The sequence below is a fragment of the Pseudodonghicola xiamenensis DSM 18339 genome, from assembly GCF_000429365.1.
GTDB lineage: Bacteria > Pseudomonadota > Alphaproteobacteria > Rhodobacterales > Rhodobacteraceae > Pseudodonghicola > Pseudodonghicola xiamenensis.
In genome coordinates this window covers 306,373-327,232 of the sequence record NZ_AUBS01000002.1, presented here as the reverse complement: position 1 = coordinate 327,232, position 20,860 = coordinate 306,373, and the positions used below count along the sequence as shown (strand labels likewise).

Here is a 20,860-nt window from a genome sequence, read left to right as displayed (position 1 = left end):
ATTGTTCACTGTTCTCCTGCCGATGCGAGCGGCAGGTAGAGCTCGCCGCCCTCGCGGAATTTCTCGGCCATCTTCTCCATGCCCTCCTTCTGCGCTTCGGCGCGGATGTCATGGCTGATCCGCATCGAGCAGAATTTCGGCCCGCACATGGAACAGAAATGCGCCACCTTATGGGCCTCTTTCGGCAGCGTTTCGTCATGCATCGAGCGCGCGGTGTCCGGGTCGAGGCTGAGGTTGAATTGGTCTTCCCAGCGGAATTCGAACCGCGCGCGGCTGAGCGCGTCGTCGCGGATCTGGGCCGCCGGGTGGCCCTTGGCCAGGTCCGCGGCATGGGCGGCGATCTTGTAGGTGATCACACCGGTCTTTACATCGTCGCGGTCCGGCAGGCCGAGGTGTTCCTTCGGCGTGACATAGCAGAGCATGGCACAGCCGAACCAGCCGATCATCGCCGCACCGATGCCGCTGGTGATATGGTCATACCCCGGCGCGATATCGGTGGTGAGCGGGCCCAGCGTATAGAAGGGCGCCTCGTGGCAGACCTCCAGTTGCTTGTCCATGTTCTCCTTGATCTTGTGCATCGGTACGTGGCCCGGCCCTTCGATCATCACCTGGCAATCCTTGGCCCAGGCGATATGGGTCAGCTCGCCCAGCGTCTCCAGCTCGGCGAATTGCGCCTGGTCGTTGGCGTCGGCGATGGAGCCGGGGCGCAGCCCGTCGCCCAGGCTGAAGGACACGTCATAGGCCCGCGCGATATCGCAGATCTCGTCGAAATGCTCGTAAAGGAAGCTTTCGCGGTGATGGTGCAGGCACCATTTGGCCATGATCGAGCCGCCGCGCGAGACGATCCCGGTGACCCGGTTCACCGTCATCGGGATCATGTGCAGCCGCACGCCCGCGTGGATGGTGAAATAATCCACCCCCTGTTCGGCCTGCTCGATCAGCGTGTCGCGGAAGACCTCCCAGCTCAGATCCTCGGCGATGCCGCCGACCTTTTCCAGCGCCTGATAGAGCGGCACCGTGCCGATCGGCACGGGAGAGTTGCGCAGGATCCAGTCGCGGATGTTGTGGATGTTGCGCCCCGTCGACAGGTCCATGACGGTATCGGCGCCCCAGCGGGTGGCCCAGACCATCTTTTCCACCTCTTCCGCCATCGAGGAGGTCACGGCGGAATTGCCGATATTGGCGTTGATCTTGACCAGGAAGTTGCGGCCGATCGCCATCGGCTCGGCTTCGGGGTTGTTGATATTGGCGGGGATGATGGCGCGGCCCTTCGCGATCTCGTCGCGGACGAATTCCGGGGTGATGAAATCGGGGATCTCGGCGCCCCAATCCTTGCCGTCGCGCGCCAGTGTCTCCTGCGCGGCCTTGCGGCCGAGGTTTTCGCGAATGGCCACGAATTCCATCTCCGGCGTGACAATGCCGGCGCGGGCATAGGCGATCTGGGTCACCGCCTTGCCGTCCCGGGCCCGCAGGGGCTCGTGACGGACGGGGAATGCCGGCGTCAGCCGGGTCCCTTCGGCAAAGCCGTTGTCCGCGGGTTTCACGTGACGCCCGGCATAGCGTTCCACATCTCCGCGCGCGGTGATCCAGTCTTCGCGCAGGCGCGGCAGGCCACGGTCAATGGCGATTTCGGCCTCGGGGTCGGTATAGGGGCCGGAGCTGTCATAGACGGTGACCGGCGGCTCGCCTGCCGTGGGGTGCAGGGTGATTTCACGCATCGGAACGCGAATCCCGGGATGCAGGGTGCCTTGATGCCAGACCCGGTGCGAGGCCGGGAGCGGACCGGTGGTGACGGTTGGGGAGTTATCTTTCATCGGTCGGAGCCTCCATAGCTCTAAGCGTTGGAGACCCAGTTCCGCGTCGAATGGAGAAAGCCCGCGCAGGACGCTTGTGACGTTTCCGGGCAAGACCCGCGCAGCCGGTGCACCATCCCTACGCCAGTGTGAACTGGATCAGGTTCATCGGGTCACTGCGCTGCACGGGTCTTACGGCCGGCTATCAGTATCTCAGCCCCTTGTCGGGACCCCCCGGGTGAGTGCGCGTACCCTGCGCCGGGGGGAGGGCTTTGTCAATCTTCGCCCTGAGGCGATAATCCCGAGGTGCTATTCCGGTCAGGGGGGCAGCCTATCCAGGGAGGGGTTACCAGACCGGCGGGGTGGTGACCCACATCACCCGGCTTTCGTCGTTGCCGAGGTTGCGGAACCGGTGCGGTCGGCGGCTTTCGAAATGGAAGGCGTCGCCTTCATCCAGAACGAATCTGTCGTCTTCGACCCAGAGCTCAAGCTTGCCACGCAGCACCACGCCGCATTCCTCGCCGTCATGGGCATAGGCTTCCTCGCCCGAGGTTCCGCCAGGGGCGAGGACGATCTCCATCACCTGCAGAGCGCCGTTGTCATGGGCGGTGAGGAAGGATTTCACCATACCCTTGTCGCCGAAATCTACGGTCCGGCGCCGGCCTTCGCGAACGATCATTCCGGCTTCTCGGCTGGCGCTGTCAGCTTCGGCAAAGAGTGACAGGAACGGGATTTCGATCACATCGCAGATGGCGCGCAAATTGCGAATCGAAGGCGAGGAAATGCCGCGTTCGATCTGGCTCAGCAGTCCGGTGGAGATGCCGGCGCCTTCGGCCACGGTCTGCAGGGACAGGCCGCGGCTCTTGCGAGCCTGACGCACGGATTCGCCAAGCGAGACATCGTCCATTCCGCTGAGCGGGTCGGTTTGCAGCGTTGCTTCATTTTCGGCAAGGGGCATCGGCGATTCTTCATTTGGGTGAACGTGGTGCCCGAGAAGCTATCCCCCCGGTACAGCACGTTTAACCTGTTTGGGGAAGAGAATGAAGAAAAAACAGTGGAAACATAGGCATTCTTCATAAATATGAAGAAGGGCCGTAGTTTTGGTTGCTTCCTGAAGATGTTTCATTATGGTGAAGAATGTCTAGAAACTGCGCCGCCCCTGCTGAAAGTGGGGAGCGTGGCGCGCGACACAGGGAAGCTGCTCATGAAATTCCGTTCCATCGCTCTCGCGGGTGCTCTTGCGCTCAGCGCTTTGCAGGCTCAGGCAGAGGACCTTCGGGTCGGGGTCACGACCACCGGCGTGCCTTTCACCTTCATTGATACCTCGACCCAGAAGCCGACCGGCGCGATGGTCGATCTTGCTGCGGCGATCGCTGCCGATCTTGATATGGAGCCTGAATTCGCGATCACTCAGTTTTCGGCCCTGATCCCGGCGCTGCAGACCGGCAAGATTGATGCGATCTCTGCAGGGATGTTCGCCACCGACAAGCGCAAGGAAGTCGTCGATTTCTCGGAGACGGTCTACAGCTATGGCGATGCGGTCTTTGTCTCCGGCGACGATACCGGCTCCTATCAGCTCGACGATCTTGCAGGCGAAGTCGTTGGTGCGCAGATCGGCACGACCTTTGCCGATCAACTGCAGGCGAAGGGCATCTTCAGCGAGGTGAAGCTTTACGACAGCCTGGCCGATATCATGCGTGACGTGAAGCTGGGGCGGATCAAGGCGGGGTTCGGCGACAAGCCGATCGTGGCCTATCAGATTTCGCAAAACCCGGGGCTGGGCGTGCGGCTGGTCGATGGCTATGAGCCGATGAGCATCGGGAAGGTCGCGCTGGCGGTCTCGAAGGATAAGCCGGAGCTGCTGGCCGAGATCAACGCGGCGATCGAGGCGATGAAACAAAGCGGCGAGTTGTCGGCGATTTTCGGGAAATACGGCCTCTGAGGCCTGTGAAAAGAGGCCCGGGGTGCTGCTCCGGGCCTGAATTGTTCTGACAGGAGACGTTCATGTCGCCCTTATCTGAGCGGATTCAGGATTACTTGCCGCTCCTTCTCACCGGTCTTTGGCAGACTGTTGCCGTAACCGCGCTTGCATTGGTGCTGGCATCTGCGCTGGGGTTGCTCTGGTCCATCATGCGCAGTTCCGGAAGCCGGTGGTTGGAATTGCCCGCCCGCTATGTCGTGGAGTTCTTGCGCGGTATCCCGATCCTTGTCGTGCTGTTCTACATCTACTTCGTGATGCCCGAACTCGGGCTCGATCTGACCGCCTTCCAGGCCGGGGTGATCGGCCTTGCGCTGACGTATTCGTGCTATATCGGCGAGACCTTCCGCGGCGGGATCGAGGCGGTGGACAAGGGGCAGGTCGAGGCTGCCAAGTCCATCGGCATGAAACACGGCAAGATGATGCGCCGGATCGTGCTGCCGCAGGCTTTCCGGATCGCCTTGCCGCCCTATGGCAATAATGTGGTCATGCTGTTGAAGGACAGCAGCCAGGTTTCGGTGATCTCGGTGGCGGAATTGACCATGCAGGGTAAGATGCTGGCCTCTTCGACCTTCGACAACATGACCGTCTTCACCATGGTCGCCGCATTGTACCTGTGCCTGACGATCCCGCTCAATTTCCTGATGCGTCGGGTCGAACTCAAGATGGGAGCCGCGAAGTGATCCGTTTCGAGAACGTCCACAAGTCCTTCGGAAAGCACGAGGTGCTCAAGGGCATCACCGCGGAAGTCGACAAGGGGCAGGTGGTCTGTCTGATCGGCGCCTCCGGCTCGGGCAAGTCGACGCTGCTGCGCTGCGTCAACGGGCTTGAGGATTACCAATCTGGCAACATCCTGATCGACGGCGAGCGGGTCGATGCCCATGCTGCGTCCATCCACAACATCCGGACCCGGGTGGCGATGGTGTTCCAGCGGTTCAACCTGTTCCCGCATATGACCGCCCTGCAGAACGTCATGGAGGGTCCGGTCCAGGTGCTTGGGGAAGACAAGGCCGAGGTGCGGGCCCGCGCCGAGGAGCATCTGCGCCGCGTGGGGCTTGCCGACAAGATGAATTTCTATCCCTCGGCGCTCTCCGGCGGTCAGCAGCAGCGGGTCGCCATCGCGCGGGCGCTGGCGATGCGGCCCGAGGCCATCTTGCTCGACGAACCGACCTCGGCGCTGGATCCCGAGATGGTGGGAGAGGTGCTCTCGGTGCTGCGCGATCTGGCAGAGGAGCATATGACGATGCTGATCGTCACCCATGAAATCCAGTTCGCCCGCGAGGTGGCCAGCAACGTGTTCTTTCTCGACAAGGGGCTGATCGCAGAGCATGGCGCGGCCAAGGACGTTCTGGTTCGGCCGCAGAATGCGCGGACGCAGGAGTTCCTGCGGCGCGTGACCCATCCGGTTTGATTTTGGGGCAGGCAATGGATTTTCAATCTCTCTGGGCTGCGACGGCCCCGGCGGCGCCGGAATTGCCGCAGTTGACCGAAAGCCTGCGCACCGACGTGCTGGTGATCGGTGGCGGGTTTCAGGGGCTGTCGACCGCCCTTCATCTGGCTGAAGCGGGCACGCAGGTCGTGTTGCTCGAGGCCGAGATGCCGGGTGCCGGTGCCTCGGGCCGCAACGGAGGCCAGGTGATTCCCGGTCTCAAGGACGACCCGGATGGGCTCGATCGGCTCTGGGGGCCACAGGCCACTGAATTCGCGGGCGCAACGGCGGATACGCTTTTCGCGGTGGTTGACCGGCTTGGCATCGACTGCGACGCGGTGCGGGGCGGTTGGATCCAGGCCGGCAACAAGGCGGTGCATCTGTCCGGGCTGCGCTCTCGCATGGCGCAGTGGCAGGCCCGTGGCGCGCCGGTCGAATGGCTGGACGCGGCGGCGATGGAAAAGGCGACGGGGTCCCGGGCGTTTCACGGCGGTTGGATCGACCGGCGCGCTGGCAAGATTCATCCGCTGAAACTGGCGCAGGGGCTGGCCAAGGCGGCAGAGACGATCGGCGTCAAGGTCTATGCCCGTTCACCGGTCACGGGATTGGCGCGAAACGGTTCCGGCTGGCGGGCGCAGCTCGCCGGTGGTGTGCAGGTCGACGCCGCGCGGGTGGTGCTGGCCAGCAATGTCTATACGCCCCCCCGGCTGGACCGGAAGTTGGCCCGGGCCACTGTGCCGGCCAACAGCTTCCAGATCGCTACTGCGCCGCTGACCCCGGAACAACTGGCGCGTATCCTGCCCAACGGTGTTGTTGCCTCCGAGGTGCGGCGCGTCGGCACCTATTTCCGCATCGGCCCGGAAAACCGGCTGATGATCGGCGGGCGCGGCAGTTTCTCCGACCCGCGGCGGGCTGCTGATTTCTCTAGGATCGAAACCGAGTTGACGCGGCTCTTCGGGGCCGGGTTCCGGATCGAACGGCGCTGGTTCGGTCGGGTCGGGATGACCCCTGACCATCGGATTCGCCTGTGCGAACCGGCGCCGGGGCTGCTGGCGGCCACCGGGTTCAACGGCCGTGGTGTGGCGCTTTCGGTGGCGCTGGGCAAGGCGATCGCCGACTATCTGGCGCGGGGCACCCCGCTGCCGATCCCGACCGTTGCCTCGATCCCGGCACTGCCCTTCCACGGGCTGCATCCGATCTATGGCAGCCTCGGGATCCATTATTTCCGGCTGCGCGACTTTCTCGACCGGTGATAAGAAGAGGGCCCGGGCCGGGCCTGATGAAAAATCGCCCCCTGGCGCCCGTTGATACGGGTGCGCAGGGGGCAGTTTGGGGACTTGGAGTCAGGGGCCGGAGGCTCCTGTCAGTGTCGCGCCAGCACCTGCATGGCCGAGATTTTCGAGCCATCGGTAAAGCGATGCAGGCGGAAGGGGGTCGGATCGACGCAGGGCGACCGCCCGGTGATGAGATCGGCAGCCAGCAGCCCGGCACCGGTGCCCAGCCCGAAGCCATGACCGGAAAACCCGGTGGCGACGAACAGCCCGGGCAGGCCGTTCTTGACCCCCTCTGTCGCCGAGATGACGGGGATCACATCGGGAAGCACGTCGATATATCCTGCCCAGCGTTGCGCGACCTTGGCGTCCTTGAACGGCGCATAGCCGGATTTGACGCCGTCGAGGACCTTGTCGATCATGGTGCTTTCCGGCTCGGGATCGAGCACGCGGGTCTTCTCGAAAGGGGTCACATCTTTGCTGGTCCAGCGCCGCGGCGTGCGCAGCGCCTCGAAGAACGCCGGTCCGAGGCCGAGGCTCACGTTTCTCCATTCGTTTTTCAGCGTCGGCAGGAAGGCCTTGAAAAGACGGAAGCTGTCGGGGGTGAGCTGATAGCGGCTCGGCTCTGCCGAAGCGATGTTATAGCCGCCATCGAGCCGCCGGCGCATCGCGAAGTCGCGGTATTTCAGGGTCGTCTCCGGGCCATCGGGCACCGGATCGGTGCGCATGACCGTGTTCTTGGTGCGCAGTTGCGGCAGGTAGATGCCCATATTGCCCAGGAACAGCCGCGACCAGACGCCCCCCGCGACCAGAACGGCAGAGCATTTGATCGGGCCTTTCTCGGTGATCACGCCGGATACCCTGCCGTTGGCGGTCTCGACGGTGCGCACGGCACAGTTCTGATGCACGGTGCCACCCCGGGCCTGCACCGCACGGGCGATCGCGGGGGCGGCCATTTGCGGCTCGGCGCGTCCGTCATGCGGATTGTGCAGCGCGCCCTTGATCTCGAGCGACAGGCCGGGGAAGGCGGCCAGCGCCTCTTCGCGGTTCAGGATGCGGGCGGGGATCTGGTATTGGTGCAACTCGTCGAGCGCATTATGTTCGGCGGCCAGCGCAGCATCGGTGGCAACCGTATAGGTCACGCCGCATTGGCGATAACCGGTCTCGTCGTCGATGCGCTCGTTCATCCCTTTCCACAGCCGCACGGATTCGACCATTAGCGGCATTTCGCGCGGATCGCGGTGGGTCAGGCGCACCCAGCCCCAGTTGCGGCTGGATTGTTCGGCGCCGACCTGTCCCTTTTCGCAAATCGCGACCGTCTTGCCTCGGTCGACCAGTTCCAGTGCGGTGCAAACGCCTGCGATGCCGCCGCCAATGATGACAACGTCGACACTGGATGGCAGTTCGGCGTCGCTTTCGACCGGGTCCAGTTTCGGTCCTGGCATGGTTCTTCTCCTGATTGCGGCGCACCCTGCGCCGGCTCTTGTGCGTTATCTTCTATGCGTGGGGTGGCAAGGGGGCGCCCTGCCGTCTGGCCCGCAGGTTGTCGCGCAGCCGGTAGCCGCGCAGCGCCATTTGCGGGGCGATGCTCATGTAAAGCGGTTGTCGGCTCAGCGGTTCAAGCTTCAGGTCCAGATCCTTTTCGGCCACGCCCATCGCCCAGTCGGACAGGATGCCGCCGATCATCGACCCGGTCGGCACACCTCGCCCGGAAAGGCCGGTCATCGCCACGACGCCGGGGGCCAGACCGTAAAGGCGCGGCACGGTGCGGCGTTGCATGTCCAGCTCGCCATACCAGAAGAATTCCCACCTGAGGTCCTCCCGCAGGTCGGGGTGCAGCCATCTGAGCCGGTCGCTGAGAACCTGGCGTGTAAAGGCCGGGTCCTGTCCCCGTGCGCCCATCGGGAACATCGAGGCGACGATGCGGTTCTCGCGATTGTATTTGTAGACATAGATATCGCCGCGACCGTCCTGAATGGTGGTGCGCCGGGGCAGGACCACGGCCTGCGAGGCCTGGGACAGCGGTTGGGTCGCGGCCACGAAGACCCGCATGATCCGAAAACTCTGGTCGAGTTTCGGCCAGCCGGCGACGGTATAGGCCCCGGTGGTGTAGATGACCTTTTCCGCCCGCACCGATCCCTGAGGCGTCCGCACCACCCAGGCGCGGTTTTCGCGGGTGCAGCCGGTGACGCCGGAGCCGGTGAAAATCCGGCCGCCCTCGGCGATCACCGCACGTCCCAGACCGCGGGAATAGGCCAGCGCATTCAGCCCGCCGGCCTCTTCGTGGAACCAGCCGCCATAGAACCGCGACGATCCGGTCACCGCCCGGACCTCGTCTCGGTCCAACATCCGGGTGCGTGCGCCAACCGCGTTATAGGCGGCCATATGTCCCTGAAGCGTCTTCAGATGCGATGGAAACAGCGCGCCCTGGACATAGCCGTTCTGTTCCCATTCGCAGTCGATGTCATAGCGCGCGATCATCGCGCCGACCTTGTCATTGGCCCGGGTCTGGCGCTGGATCAGCCGTTCGGCCCAGGGGGCGCCCAGGACCTTGCGCAGTTCGGGCAGGCTGTAGTGGGTGAAGGTCGGGGTGCAGTGACCGGCATTGCGACCCGAGCCGCCGAAACCGATTTCCTCGCGTTCCAGCAACACAACCGAGACGCCCTGCCGGGCCAGCTCCAGCGCCGTGGTCAGGCCGGAATAACCGGCGCCGACGATGCAGACATCCGCCTTGACCTCGCCCTGAAGGGGGGCGGTGTCGGGTGCCTGGGGGGCCGTGGCGTACCACAGCGTGTCTTTGAATTCTGAGAATTTGCGTGGCATGGCGCGTCTTTCAGTGGCCCTGCGTGCGGCTGTCGAAAGCGTCGCGCAGCCCGTCCCCGATGAAGTTGAAGCCGGTCACGGCGATGGTGATCGCCACCCCCGGCACGATGGCGAGCCAAGGCGCGCTGGCCAGATATTGCTGTGCCCCATTGAGCATGTTGCCCCAGCTCGGCAGCGGCGGCTGGATGCCATAGCCGAGGAAGGAGATATAGGCCTCGAGCAGGATGGCGCGGGCCACCGTCAGGGTGGCGGCGACGATGATCGGGCCGATCGCGTTGGGCAGAAGCTCGCGAAACATGATCCAGCGGTTCGACAGTCCCAGCATATGTGCGGCCTGGACGAAATCCTGATTGCGCAGGGATTTGACTTCGGCCTCGACGATCCGTGCGACTTCCATCCAGCTGGTGGCGGAAATGATCAGTGCGATCATCACCGGGCCGGGCTGGAGGAAGGCGGCCAGCGCCAGCAGAAGAAAGACCGAGGGGAAGGACAGGAAGGCGTCCACGATCCGCATCAGCACCGCCGACACCTTGCCGCCGTAATAGCCGGAGATGACGCCGACGACAGAGCCGATGGCGGTGGCGATGATCATCACCGCAAAGCCCACCGCCATGGAAATCTGGCCGGCGTGGAACAGGCGCGCGGCGATATCGCGGCCCAGTGGGTCGGTGCCGAAGATATGCGCCCCGGTGCCCGGTGGGGCGAAACGGGCGCGCAGGTCGATGAACAATTCGTCATAGGGAAGGAAATAGGGCCCGAGGAAACAGGCGATGGTCAGCACCAGCACCATGAGCAGACCGATGAGAGCAAGCGGGTGGCTGACGAAGCGGCGCAATGCGCGGGATTTCAGGAAGCGGCGACGGGCGGGCGTATTCGTGGTGACAGAGGTCATGGCGTGGCTTTCTTCAGTCGAGGCGGATACGCGGGTCGATCAGGGCGACGATGAGATCGGCGGCGAGGTTGCCGATCAGGACCAGGATGGCCGAGGCCATCAGCAGCCCCATGACCACCGGGTAATCCGAGTAGCCGAGGCTATCGAGAAAGAGCCGCCCCATGCCGGGCCAGGTGAACACTGTCTCGGTCACCAGCGCGCCGCCCAGCACCATAGGCAATTGCAGCCCGGCCAGGGTGATCATCGGCACCAGGGAATTGCCGACGATATGCTTGAGCACGACACGCCGGCGGGTGAGCCCCTTGGCGCGGGCCGTGCGGACGAAATCCTGATTGATCACATTCAGGGTCGAGGTCCGCATGTAGCGGCTCCAGATCGCGACATCGACCAGCGCCAGGACGGCGGCGGGCATGATCAGGTGGCGCAGGTAATCCAGGACCGAACCGTCGCCCACGGTGTACATGTTGCCGGCCGGTAGCCAGCCAAGGTTGAGCGAGAACACATAGATCGCGATCAGCCCGAACCAGAAGGTCGGGATCGACAGGGCGATCATGGCAAGGACGGTCATCGTGTAATCGAAACCGGACCGGCGTCTGAGCGCGCTGAAGATGCCGATGGTACTGCCGAGAGAGACCGAGATGACGGTCGCGCTGCCCATCAGCAGCAACGTGGCAAAGAGATGGCTGCCGATGACATGCAGCACCGACTGGCCGTCCCGGTACGAGGTGCCCCAGTCGCCGACCACTAGATGGCGCAACCAGTCGAAATATTGCACCGCCACCGGGCGATCGAGCCCCATTTGCGCGGCGATTTTTTCGATTTGTTCCTGGGTCATCCCGGGGCTGAGCGCGAATTGCGACAGCGGACCGCCGGGGGCGAGGGTGAGGACCGCGAAGCCGATGAAGGACACGATCAGAAGGAGGACAAGGCTCTGGCCGAGCCGGGAAAGGATATAGCGTAGCATGGCGGGCACCCTCTTTTGCGATTTTCGTGACCGATCAGCCGGTGGAGCCGGCTGCATGGGGCGCGCGGCGAAGAGGACGCCGCGCGCTGGTTCTGGGCAGGAGGTGGATCAGCCGCGCTTCCAGTCGCGGACGTTCCAGGTGTCGATGCGGTTGTTCACGTTCGGCGCGGGGCCGGTCACATCGTCTTTCCAGCCCTTGATCACGGCGTATTGGAACATCGGCAGGAACGGCAGGTCCTCGCGGATGATCATCTGAATCTCTTCATAGATCGCCTTGCGTTGTTCGGGCACAAAGGTTGCCGCCCCCTTGACCAGAAGTTCGTCCACCTTCGGGTTCTGATAGGCAAAGGTGTTCTGCCCCGATCCGCCCAATGCCGGCGACATGGTGGACATGAAATAGTTCGAGGTGTCGGGATCGGCGCCGGCCAGCGCGTTGAGACCGACGACAACCGAGTCGAACTCGGAATTCATCCAGTAATCGCCCCACATGACCGCTGGCGGCAGGTTCTTGATCTCCATCTTCACGCCGATCTGCGAGAAGGTCTGTTGCATGAACTGTTGTGCCTGTTCCCGCAGGTGGTTGCCGGCGGTGGTCGAGTTCGAGAAGACAAGCTTCACGCCGTTCTTTTCGCGAATGCCATCGGGGCCGCGCATCCAGCCGGCCTCGTCCAGGATGGCATTGGCCTTGTCGATGCTGAACTCATGCTTGGGCAGGTCCGGGTTATAGTAATAGGATTGCCGCGGCATGTAGGTCTCGGTCGGAGAGGGGACCCCGTAATAGAGCGCCTCGATGATCGAGCTCTTGTCGAGCGCGGCATAAAGCGCCTGACGCACAGCCCGGTCCTGGAATTGCGGCCGGGTCATGTTCAGGCCAAGGGATTCAAACGTCGCCGTGCCCGCGACCGTCACCACCTTGCCCTTGAGCGTTTCGGCCTCGGCCAGGTGATCCGGGGTGATGTATTGCAGCCCGATCACGTCGATGTCGCCGGATTTGAATTGCGTGTACATCACGTTCAGATCGGGAACGTATTTGATGATCAGCGTCTTCAGGAAGGGGCCGTCCATGTGATAATCGGCATTGGCCTCAAGCTCGATATGGTCGCCGGCCATGCGGGTCTTGAACTTGAACGGGCCGGTGCCGATCGGCGCATTGTTGAAGGGCGTGTTATTCTTGTCCGCGACCCCGTCAAAGGCGTGTTTCGGAATGATGTAGGTCGAGGCCAGAATGGCCGCCATCGGCGCGAAGGGCGCGCTCATTTCCCAGGTCAGTTCGGTGTCAGAGACCACGGTGATGTTGCGCATCAACTTGTAGCCGGTGGAGCGGAACGACCGGAAGTCCGGATCCATCGTCAGTTCGAGAGAGAATTTCACGTCTTCGGCGGTGAACGGGGTGCCGTCGTGCCAAGTGACCCCGTCCTTGAGCTTCAGGCTCCAGCTCAGGCCGTCCTCGGAAATCCCGCCATTGGCGACGGTCGGCACCTCGGCGGCGAGGATCGGGAAGAATTCGCCCGAGGGATCGAAATCGAACAGCGGGTCGAACACTGCATAATACAGACCTTCGTCGACCTCGATATGAGGCATCAGCGGATTGAACACCGTCGGTTCCTGCGAAAATGCCAGAACCAGTTGGCCGCTGGCATCGGCATTGGCGGCAAAGGCGCGGTCACGCCCGATGGCCATCGGGCCCATCAGGCCGGCGGTCCCGGCCGCGCCCATCATCATCAGGGCCTGGCGGCGGTTGGGCTGTTGCTTATGTTTCTTGTCTTTGGTCATTTTGTTTTCCCTGTTGTGGCGCAAGACGGTGCGGATCGGTGGTCTGCGCTTGCGCGTCGCAGCTCGCCGTGGTCGGGCCCGCCTGTGCCGGACGCGGCCCAGACCGGATCAAAAACCGCTTATGATCTTGATCTTCGATCCATCGCTGAAGCGGCTGAAGCGGAACGGACTGGGGTCGACCAGCGGCACGCGTCCGGTGACAAGATCGGCGGCCAGCCGGCCGGCTGCCGGACCGATGCCGAAGCCGTGGCCGGAGAAGCCGGTGGCGATGTAAAAGCCCGGAATGGCGTCGATGGCGGAAATCACCGGGATCGCGTCCGGGGTCACATCGATGGCGCCGGCCCAGCGTTGCGCGATTTCGGCTTTCTCGAAGACCGGAAAGGCCTTGCGCAGGTTGGCCAGGGCCTTGTCCTGCAATGAAAAGGCCGGTTTTGGATCAAGCACGCGATTGTATTCGAACGGGCTGGCTTCGTCCAAGGACCACTTGTTCGGCAGGCGGGCCTCATCAAGGAAGCGACCGCCGACCCGCAGCATCAGGGATTTCCACTCGGCCCCCAGCGCCGGAAGGAAATCGCGCATGTAACGGAAGCTGTCCGGCACGATCTCGGCGATGTTGCGGAACCCGTCGGCGATCGTGTAGCCGCCGTCTTGGCGTTTGCGAATGGCGAAGCCGTCGGACCAGATCGCATGTTCCGGCCCGCCATCGAGCGGCTTGGTGCGGATGACCGAGTTCTTCACCTTGAGCTGTGGCAGCCGCAGCCCGGTGTTGCGGGCGAACAGGCTGGACCAGGCGCCGCCGGCAAGAACCACCTGTTCACAGGCAATTTCGCCGCGTTCGGTGACCACACCGCAGACCTTGCCGGCCTTGGTCTCGATCCCGCGGACGGCGCATTCGGTCAGCACATGCACCCCCCGCTCGCGCGCTGCCTCGGCAATCGCAGGGGCAGCCTTTTGCGGTTCTGCGCGGCCGTCGGCGGCAGTATAAAGCGCGCCTTTCATCGGGAAGCGCGATCCCGGCGACATTGCGGCGAATTCCTGCGCTGACAGCATGCGGCTGTCGATCTGATAATCCTTCAGGTGATCCAGCCATCGCTCGTGCTCGGCGAATTCCTTGTCCGAGGCGCAGGCGAAGGCGATGCCGGCGCGCGCATAGCCCAGGTCGCGCCCGGTGCGTTCGGCCAGCGTTGGCCAGATCCGCAGGGCTTCGGCCATCAGGGGGATTTCTCGCGGATCGCGGCGGGTGATGCGTACCCAACCCCAGTTGCGGCTGGATTGTTCGTGCCCGATCCCGCCCTTTTCGCACAGCGCGACCTTGAGCCCCTGATCGGCCAGCTCCAGCGCGGTCGAGGCGCCGATGATGCCGCCGCCGACAACCACGACATCGACTTTCCGGGGCAGCTCCAGATCCCCGTGAACGGGAACAACGAACGGTCCGGGCATGTCAGAAGGACTCCTCGAGCTGACAGTTCACGCAGAATTCCGCGACGCTGGCCTCGTTGGGCAGGTCGATCAGCATGTTGATCACCCGGGCGAGGTCTTCGGGCTGGGTCATCGCCTCGGTGGCGCGGTCGGTCAGGCTCATTGCCATATCGGTTGCGACGAACCCGGGGCAGACGGCGGTGGCGCGAATTCCCTGATCGAACCCGGCGTGACGCAGGGCATGGGCCAGGCCGACGGCGGCGAATTTGGACACCGAATAAGATCCGGAGCGGGCCGATTTCACCCGCTTCCCGGATAGCGAGCCCAGCAGGATGATCCGGCCCCGGCCCGATTGCCCCAGTGCCTCCCAGCAGGCGGCGGCCAGACGGCGCGGCGCCTGGACGTTGACCTCGAGAAGCTGCGCCATCTCCGCGTCGGAAATCTCGATTGGGGTTTTCGGGATGGTGATCCCGGCGTTGGCGACCACGGCGTCGATCCGGCCGAACTGCCCGGTGACCTCTGCAGCCCAGCGGTTTGCACTGTTGGCGTCCGTGGCGTCATAGGCGAACAGGTGCACCCGGTCAGGCGCGGCTTCGGCCCAGGCCGGCAGGGTGGGGTTGCGCATTCCCAGCGATACGGTCCAGCCGGCATCGAACAGGGTCTTGGCGACGGCGGCGCCAATGCCCCGGCTGGCGCCGGAGATCAGGGCGAGACGGGATTGGGTCATTCCAGTTTCTTTCTCATGTTCAGATAGGCGCGTTTGAGCATGCGCATGAACTGCGCGCGGTCTTCCTCTGCGATGAAGTCGAAGAATTCATTCTCCTGTTCGCGGATGATCCCGCGGACCTCATCGGCCAGCGCATGGCCCTTTTCGGTGATGAAAAGCGCCTGGGCGCGCTGGTCCTCGGGGGCGGTCTCGCGGCGGATGTCGCCGGCCTGAACCAGACGGTCGATGATCCGGCCGGTGGCGGGGCGGTCGCGCATCAGGACTTCGGCGATCTGCGAAGGGCGCACGCCGGGGTAATCGTCGACCAGGAGCAGCGTGGTGATCTTGCCCTTGCCCTTGGCGATGTCGAGATGGGCCATGCGGTGATCGAGATCGCGCGACACCACGGAATCGAGTGATCGGATGTACCAGCTGAACGCGCCATCGAGCACATCAATATGCAGGCCGGCGAGCGTGATCGGCTGGTCGTCTTGATCGTCCGGCACGGTGGTTGCCATGGAGCCTCTCTGAAAGCGGCGGGGTGGGTAGCGGTCGGTCATTGTCACCTTTCCTTCATGTTTTGTCGGCGAGAGGCGTCTCGCAAGAAATAAGTTGTGAAACACAACCAAATGATTGTGAAAAACAACTAATGCCCGTTTTTTGTGCAACTGGGGTGCCGGGATCGTGGCGTTTTGTCGTGTTTCCTGGGGGCCAGGCAAAAAGAAGGGCGGCCAAAGCCGCCCTTGGGTGAGTCTCTGTGTGTGGTCTCAGGCCGCTTGGGCGCCGGGAATCGCTGCGACCAGAGAACGGGTGTAATCGTGACGTGGTGCGCGGAAGATCTGCGACGGTGGGCCGTATTCCACCATCTTGCCGCGATGCATCACCAGGATCTCGTCGCTGATCTGGCTGGCGACGCGCAGGTCGTGGGTGATGAAAACCATCGCCAGCTTGCGTTCGCGCCGGATCTTGTCGAGCAGTTCGAGAACCTGCGCCTGAATTGAGACGTCCAGCGCCGAAACCGCTTCGTCGGCGACGATCACCTCGGGGTCGAACATCAGCGCGCGGGCAATGCCGACACGCTGGCGCTGCCCACCTGAGAATTCGTGCGGATAACGGTCGAAGGCCGATGGCTCCAGCCCGACGAGGGTGAGCAGCTTTTCGGCTTTTTTCCGGGCGTCGTCATGGGTCAGCAGGCTGTGCGCGATCGGCCCGACGGTCAGTGCCTGGCCGACGGTGAAGCGCGGATTCAGCGAGGCATAGGGATCTTGAAAGATCATCTGGATGCGTGGGCGCAGATGGCGAAAGTTCTCCTCGGACAGGGCGAGGGTGTTTTCGCCCTGAAACATGATTTCGCCACTGTCGGCCGAGACCAGTTTCATCAGAACCTTGCCCATCGAGGATTTGCCAGAACCGGATTCGCCGACAATGCCGATGGTCTCACCCTTGTGCAGGGTGAAGCTGATGTCATCCACCGCCTTGACCTCGCGCATACGGCCGAGAAATCCGCTGCGGGTGCGATATGTCTTGTGCAGATTGCGCACTTCCAGTGCGACGGGGCGGGTCTCGGCGCGCTGGCGGTCCGCTTCGCGCATCTTCGGTACCGCTGCGATGAGCTTTTGGGTATAGGGGTGTTGGGGAGCGTCGAGCACTTGCCGCGCTGTCCCCTGTTCCACCAGACGGCCCTTTTCCATCACGATCACCCGGTCGGCGATCTCGGCCACCACGCCGAAGTCATGGGTGATGAACATAACGCTCATGCCCTTGCGCTGCTGGATGCGGGCGATCAGATCGAGGATCTGCGCCTGCGTCGTCACATCGAGCGCGGTGGTGGGCTCGTCGGCGATCAGGATGTCGGGGTCGAGCGCCAGTGCCATGGCGATCATGACGCGCTGGCGCTGCCCGCCCGACAGGCGGAACGGGTATTGGTGCTGGATCAGCAGAGGGTCGGGCAGACCGACCTCGGTCAGCATGTCCACCACCCGTTTGGCGCGGCTGTCCGCTGTGCCCATGTTGTGGGCATCAAGCACCTCTCGGATCTGATCGCCGATGGTCATCAGCGGGTTCAGAGCCGACAGGGGGTCCTGAAAGATGATGGAAACCGCGCGGCCCCGCAGCTTGCGCAGTTCGGATTCAGGCAGCTCAAGCAGGGCGCGCCCTTTGAAGTCGATGCTGCCGGTCTCGACCGTCATCACATCGGGCAGCAGCCCCATGACGGTATTCGCGGTCACTGATTTGCCGGAGCCGGATTCGCCGATGATGCAGAGGATTTCTCCCGCCTGCAGGTCGAAGCTGATATTCTGAACTGCATAGGGGCGGTCGTGTTTGCCAGGCAGCGCGACGGAAAGATCGCGCACCGAAAGGACGGGCAGTGCGTCCGTGGAGTGGTCTGTCATTAGGTGTCTCGTCGTTTATCGTTATTATGCCGCTTCAGAAACCTATGGAATGCGGTGCGAGGCAACCGTGTTGCGGGGGCGAGGGGCCGCGAAACAGTGATTTTTGCCAGTCCATACCTGATGGCATGTTCCTTTGCCTGATTTTTGGGCAAAATTCCTGCGGGGCTAGCGTGGTGGCGGGATGAGGGGCGATCCTGCGCGCCGGCGGCTGCCGCCGGCCTTGAAAGCAACAAAACCCTCGCAATCATGCGAGGGTTTTGTTTGATTTTGGTTGCGGGAGTAGGATTTGAACCTACGACCTTCAGGTTATGAGCCTGACGAGCTACCGGGCTGCTCCATCCCGCGTCAATGAGGCTTACCTAATGAAGTCGGCTGGGAAGCTCAAGGGCATTCGGCTGATTTTTTCAGCTTTTTGTCATTTTCTCGTTACGCGACCTTTCCACGCCGGTGACCGGTGGGTCCGGGCTGTTCTTCGGGCGCCGTTGTCGGCAGACTGGGACCCGATGCGACCGCAGGCAACGCTGGAGTTGAGTGTGAATTTTACCGTACCGGCAGAGGGTTGGCCGATCTATCGCAAGGCGCCGCCGCATATTCGCCTGGCCTGGGATGACGGGCGGGCGCAGATGCACGGCAAGCCGGACTGCAAGCTGGGCAGGCCGGTGCCGGGGCGCGCGGGTCTGCCGGAGGAGGGCGTTTTCGCCTGGTGGCACTGGGACGGGGCCGGGCTGGAGGCCGGGGTTGATCCGCTGGGGTTCTACAGCCTGTTCCTCTACCAGAAGGGGGAGGAGGTGGCGCTGTCGCCCTCGATCCTGCAACTGATTGCCGAAGGGGCCGATCCAGAGCTGGATGAACGGGCGCTGGCGGTCTTTTACCGGCTGGGGATGTTCGTCAACGGCGACACGCCATTCCGTTATATCAAGGTGCTGCCGCCGGGTGGGGTGTTCCGCTGGCGCGATGGGCGGGCCGAGCAGCCGCAGGACCACAGCTTTATCCCGCGGGTGCAGCAGATCAGCCGTGCCGAGGCGGTGGAGGGGATCGTCACCCTGGCGCGGGACAGCGTCGGGCGCATCCTGGACGATTGGGATCAACCGGTGCTGCTGCCTTTGAGTGGTGGGCGCGATTCGCGGCATATCCTGCTGGCGATGGATCATCTGGGGCAGAGGCCAGAGCTCTGCGTCAGTTTCCAGAACGCGGCGATGCGCGTCGATCCGGATGCACAATCCGCCCGGGCGCTTTGCGAACGGATGGGGGTGGCGCACAAGATCCTTGGCAAGCCGCGGATGCGGCCACAGGATCTGCTACGCTGTCAGGTGCTCAACAGCCTTTGTTCGGATGAACACATGCAGATGCTGGCGCTGCATGATTTCCTGTTCGGTGGTCCCTGGGCGGTGCTGGACGGGATTGCGGGCGATATCCTGACCAACCCCGACGACGATGCTGAAGGCCATATGCGCCATGCCGAACGCGGCGATTATGCCGCCATCGCGCGGGACATGATGGACGGACATGCGCGGGTGATCTCGAAACCCGGGTATCCGGACGGGCCGGGCAGCCGCTATGCCCCCGGTCGGCGCGATGAGGCGATCGCCTATGTCGGGGATTGCATCGCGCGGTATGGCGAGGCGGCCGATCCCTATCAGGCCTGGTGGTTCTGGAACCGCACCCGGCGCGAGATCGGCTTTGTCTCTTCTTCGATCTTCGGGTCGGCGCAGGCGGTGTTCTGTCCCTTCCTGGCGCCGGACTATGTGCGGTTCGGCCTGTCGCTGCCCTATGCGGTGACCCGGGATCAGCAATTGCATAACCAGGCGCTGGCCAAGGCCTATCCCGCTTATGCGGATGTGCCGTTTTCCGAAGGGATCGCCCCGGTCTATGGGGCGGGCTCTCTGGCATTGAAGCTCGGGATGGTGGTGAAGGGTGTCGCCCTGTTGCTGCGTCTGAAGCCGCAGCATCCGCTGGCCGAGGCCTTGGGCTATCTCAGGGGGGATGCGGTGCTGAAGCGCCGGCCCGGAGAGGTGCTGCAGCTTCACCACCTGATCCTCTCGGGTCTGGATGCGACGCTGGCGCGGGAACTTCTGGCGTTGGGGCCGCGATATGCCGCTTATGGCCGGCGGAATGAGGTTCTCGACAGTTTTGTTCCGGCATGATGTGGGCAGGGTTGGCTCAGCTCTGGGGGCTGCGGCCTCTCTGCGCTTGAGCGTAGGGGGCTGCCGCGTCTATATCGGGGCGGCGTTTGGTAAGCCGATCAAGACGGGATGTGGAACGATGCTGTTTGTCGGCCCGCTGGCTACGGTTGCCGGAGGCGCGGTTGCTGCGGTCGGGAGTTGCGCCTTGGCCGGGTCTATCGTCAGCGGGCGGCCTGCGCTCAGATCCTCAAGGGAGAACCGAGAATGAAGAAAGCAATCAAAGTCGCGCTCATGGCGGCTGTTTCCCTGGGTCTGCCCGGCGCTGCGGTGGCGCGCGATCTGACGATCGTGGGATTCGGCGGCGGGTATCAGGACAGCGCCCGGGAGACCCTGTTCAAGGGGTTCGCCGAAGCGACGGGCATTGCCGTTCTCGATGACGTCTATAATGGCGAGATGGCCAAGATCTACGGTATGGTCGAGACCGGCAACGTGAGCTGGGACGTGATCATGGTCGAGGCGCCTGAGCTGGTGCGTGGTTGCGAGGATGGCGTGTTCGCCCGGATCGACTATGACGTGATCGACAAGTCGAAGTTCATCGCCGGGTCCGCCACCGATTGCGGTGTCGGCGGCACCGGCTGGGGGGCGGCGATGTTCTATGATCAGGCGCGTCATCCGGTCGGACCGGCGACTTTCGCCCAGTTCTGGGATCTGGAGGGATTCCCGGGCATGCGCGCCATGCGGCAGGGCCCGAAGATGACGCTGGAGGCGGCGTTGATGGCCGATGGCGTGTCGATGGATCAGGTCTATGACGTGCTGTCGACCGACGCGGGTGTCGATCGGGCCTTTGCCAAGCTCGACGAGATCAAGGATCACGTGATCTGGTGGAAATCGGGCGCCCAGCCTTTGCAATTGGTGGGCAGCGGAGAAGCTGATTATGCCTTCGGCTATACCGGGCGGATCATACGTGCCCAGGGCGAGGGCCGCGCGTATGCGCTGAACTGGAATACCCTGCTGTATTCCATTGATTCCTGGGCCGTTGTGGCCGGATCGCCGAAGAGGGCAGAGGCGATGTCGATGATCGACTATATCACCGATGCCGGCCCGTTGCGGGCGCAGGCGGCGCTTTGGCCGATTTCGCCTGCGAACAAGGAGGTTAATGCCGATCCGGCGTTGCAGGAGGCCAACCCCGGGATGGTGCTGAATCACGCCGAAGAGGGGCTGTTCATCAATACCGAATTCTGGATCGAGCATGGTGATGCGCTCGAGGCCCGATTTACCGCCTGGGCCGCGCAATAG

At 63.4% G+C, this 20,860-nt stretch carries 17 protein-coding genes, 1 tRNA gene and 1 riboswitch; of the genes, 6 read left to right on the top strand and 12 right to left on the bottom strand.

Annotation, left to right across the window (positions count from 1 at the left end):
- Nucleotides 1-5: 5 nt before the first annotated feature.
- Both thiC and G455_RS0104505 read right to left on the bottom strand, forming a co-directional pair.
- Nucleotides 6-1,814: a phosphomethylpyrimidine synthase ThiC gene (gene thiC / locus G455_RS0104510; protein WP_028092591.1), complete on the bottom strand. Its 1,809-nt coding sequence runs from the start codon at nt 1,812-1,814 to the stop codon at nt 6-8.
- Nucleotides 1,815-1,911: 97 nt separating this feature from the next.
- Nucleotides 1,912-2,040, bottom strand: a riboswitch (TPP riboswitch).
- A gap of 99 nt (nt 2,041-2,139) precedes the next feature.
- Nucleotides 2,140-2,751, bottom strand: coding sequence for a cupin domain-containing protein (locus tag G455_RS0104505; protein ID WP_028092590.1), 612 nt, complete (start codon nt 2,749-2,751; stop codon nt 2,140-2,142).
- A 246-nt stretch (nt 2,752-2,997) separates the two neighbouring features.
- Between G455_RS0104505 and G455_RS0104500 the strand changes: the two genes are divergently transcribed.
- From G455_RS0104500 to G455_RS0104485, 4 genes are all read left to right on the top strand, one after another.
- Nucleotides 2,998-3,735 (top strand): ABC transporter substrate-binding protein, encoded by a 738-nt coding sequence (locus G455_RS0104500; RefSeq protein ID WP_028092589.1) that lies wholly within the window; start codon nt 2,998-3,000, stop codon nt 3,733-3,735.
- 62 nt (nt 3,736-3,797) lie between these two features.
- Entirely contained in the window at nt 3,798-4,454 is a 657-nt protein-coding gene (locus tag G455_RS0104495) for an amino acid ABC transporter permease (protein WP_028092588.1), read from the top strand.
- Complete coding sequence (locus G455_RS0104490; protein ID WP_028092587.1) at nt 4,451-5,182, top strand: amino acid ABC transporter ATP-binding protein; 732 nt, start codon at nt 4,451-4,453, stop codon at nt 5,180-5,182. The genes G455_RS0104495 and G455_RS0104490 overlap by 4 nt, the downstream gene beginning before the upstream one ends.
- Before the next feature lie 14 nt (nt 5,183-5,196).
- Entirely contained in the window at nt 5,197-6,453 is a 1,257-nt protein-coding gene (locus tag G455_RS0104485) for an NAD(P)/FAD-dependent oxidoreductase (protein ID WP_028092586.1), read from the top strand.
- Between the two features lie 110 nt (nt 6,454-6,563).
- Here G455_RS0104485 and G455_RS0104480 read toward each other — a convergent pair whose 3' ends face one another.
- From G455_RS0104480 to G455_RS0104435, 10 genes are all read right to left on the bottom strand, one after another.
- Nucleotides 6,564-7,916, bottom strand: coding sequence for an NAD(P)/FAD-dependent oxidoreductase (locus G455_RS0104480; protein WP_028092585.1), 1,353 nt, complete (start codon nt 7,914-7,916; stop codon nt 6,564-6,566).
- Nucleotides 7,917-7,968: 52 nt separating this feature from the next.
- The gene (locus tag G455_RS0104475; protein WP_028092584.1) at nt 7,969-9,294 is read right to left on the bottom strand and encodes an NAD(P)/FAD-dependent oxidoreductase; all 1,326 of its coding nucleotides are present in this window, start codon (nt 9,292-9,294) and stop codon (nt 7,969-7,971) included.
- A 10-nt stretch (nt 9,295-9,304) separates the two neighbouring features.
- Nucleotides 9,305-10,186, bottom strand: coding sequence for an ABC transporter permease (locus G455_RS0104470; protein ID WP_028092583.1), 882 nt, complete (start codon nt 10,184-10,186; stop codon nt 9,305-9,307).
- 13 nt (nt 10,187-10,199) lie between these two features.
- Nucleotides 10,200-11,150, bottom strand: a complete 951-nt coding sequence (locus G455_RS0104465; protein ID WP_028092582.1) for an ABC transporter permease — start codon at nt 11,148-11,150, stop codon at nt 10,200-10,202.
- Nucleotides 11,151-11,258: 108 nt separating this feature from the next.
- Entirely contained in the window at nt 11,259-12,923 is a 1,665-nt protein-coding gene (locus tag G455_RS0104460) for a peptide ABC transporter substrate-binding protein (protein ID WP_028092581.1), read from the bottom strand.
- A gap of 108 nt (nt 12,924-13,031) precedes the next feature.
- Nucleotides 13,032-14,363, bottom strand: a complete 1,332-nt coding sequence (locus G455_RS0104455; RefSeq protein WP_028092580.1) for an NAD(P)/FAD-dependent oxidoreductase — start codon at nt 14,361-14,363, stop codon at nt 13,032-13,034.
- A gap of 1 nt (nt 14,364) precedes the next feature.
- Complete coding sequence (locus G455_RS0104450; protein ID WP_028092579.1) at nt 14,365-15,069, bottom strand: SDR family NAD(P)-dependent oxidoreductase; 705 nt, start codon at nt 15,067-15,069, stop codon at nt 14,365-14,367.
- Entirely contained in the window at nt 15,066-15,608 is a 543-nt protein-coding gene (locus G455_RS0104445) for a MarR family winged helix-turn-helix transcriptional regulator (protein WP_205620453.1), read from the bottom strand. The genes G455_RS0104450 and G455_RS0104445 overlap by 4 nt, the downstream gene beginning before the upstream one ends.
- A gap of 207 nt (nt 15,609-15,815) precedes the next feature.
- Complete coding sequence (locus tag G455_RS0104440) at nt 15,816-17,441, bottom strand: ABC transporter ATP-binding protein (protein ID WP_028092577.1); 1,626 nt, start codon at nt 17,439-17,441, stop codon at nt 15,816-15,818.
- A 268-nt stretch (nt 17,442-17,709) separates the two neighbouring features.
- Nucleotides 17,710-17,786 (bottom strand) — tRNA-Met (locus G455_RS0104435).
- Between the two features lie 188 nt (nt 17,787-17,974).
- Here G455_RS0104435 and G455_RS0104430 point away from each other — a divergent pair.
- Entirely contained in the window at nt 17,975-19,585 is a 1,611-nt protein-coding gene (locus G455_RS0104430; RefSeq protein ID WP_154664343.1) for an asparagine synthetase B family protein, read from the top strand.
- A 243-nt stretch (nt 19,586-19,828) separates the two neighbouring features.
- Nucleotides 19,829-20,860 carry an ABC transporter substrate-binding protein gene (locus G455_RS0104425; protein WP_035366094.1) on the top strand — a complete coding sequence of 344 codons (1,032 nt, stop codon included), beginning with the start codon at nt 19,829-19,831 and terminating at the stop codon, nt 20,858-20,860.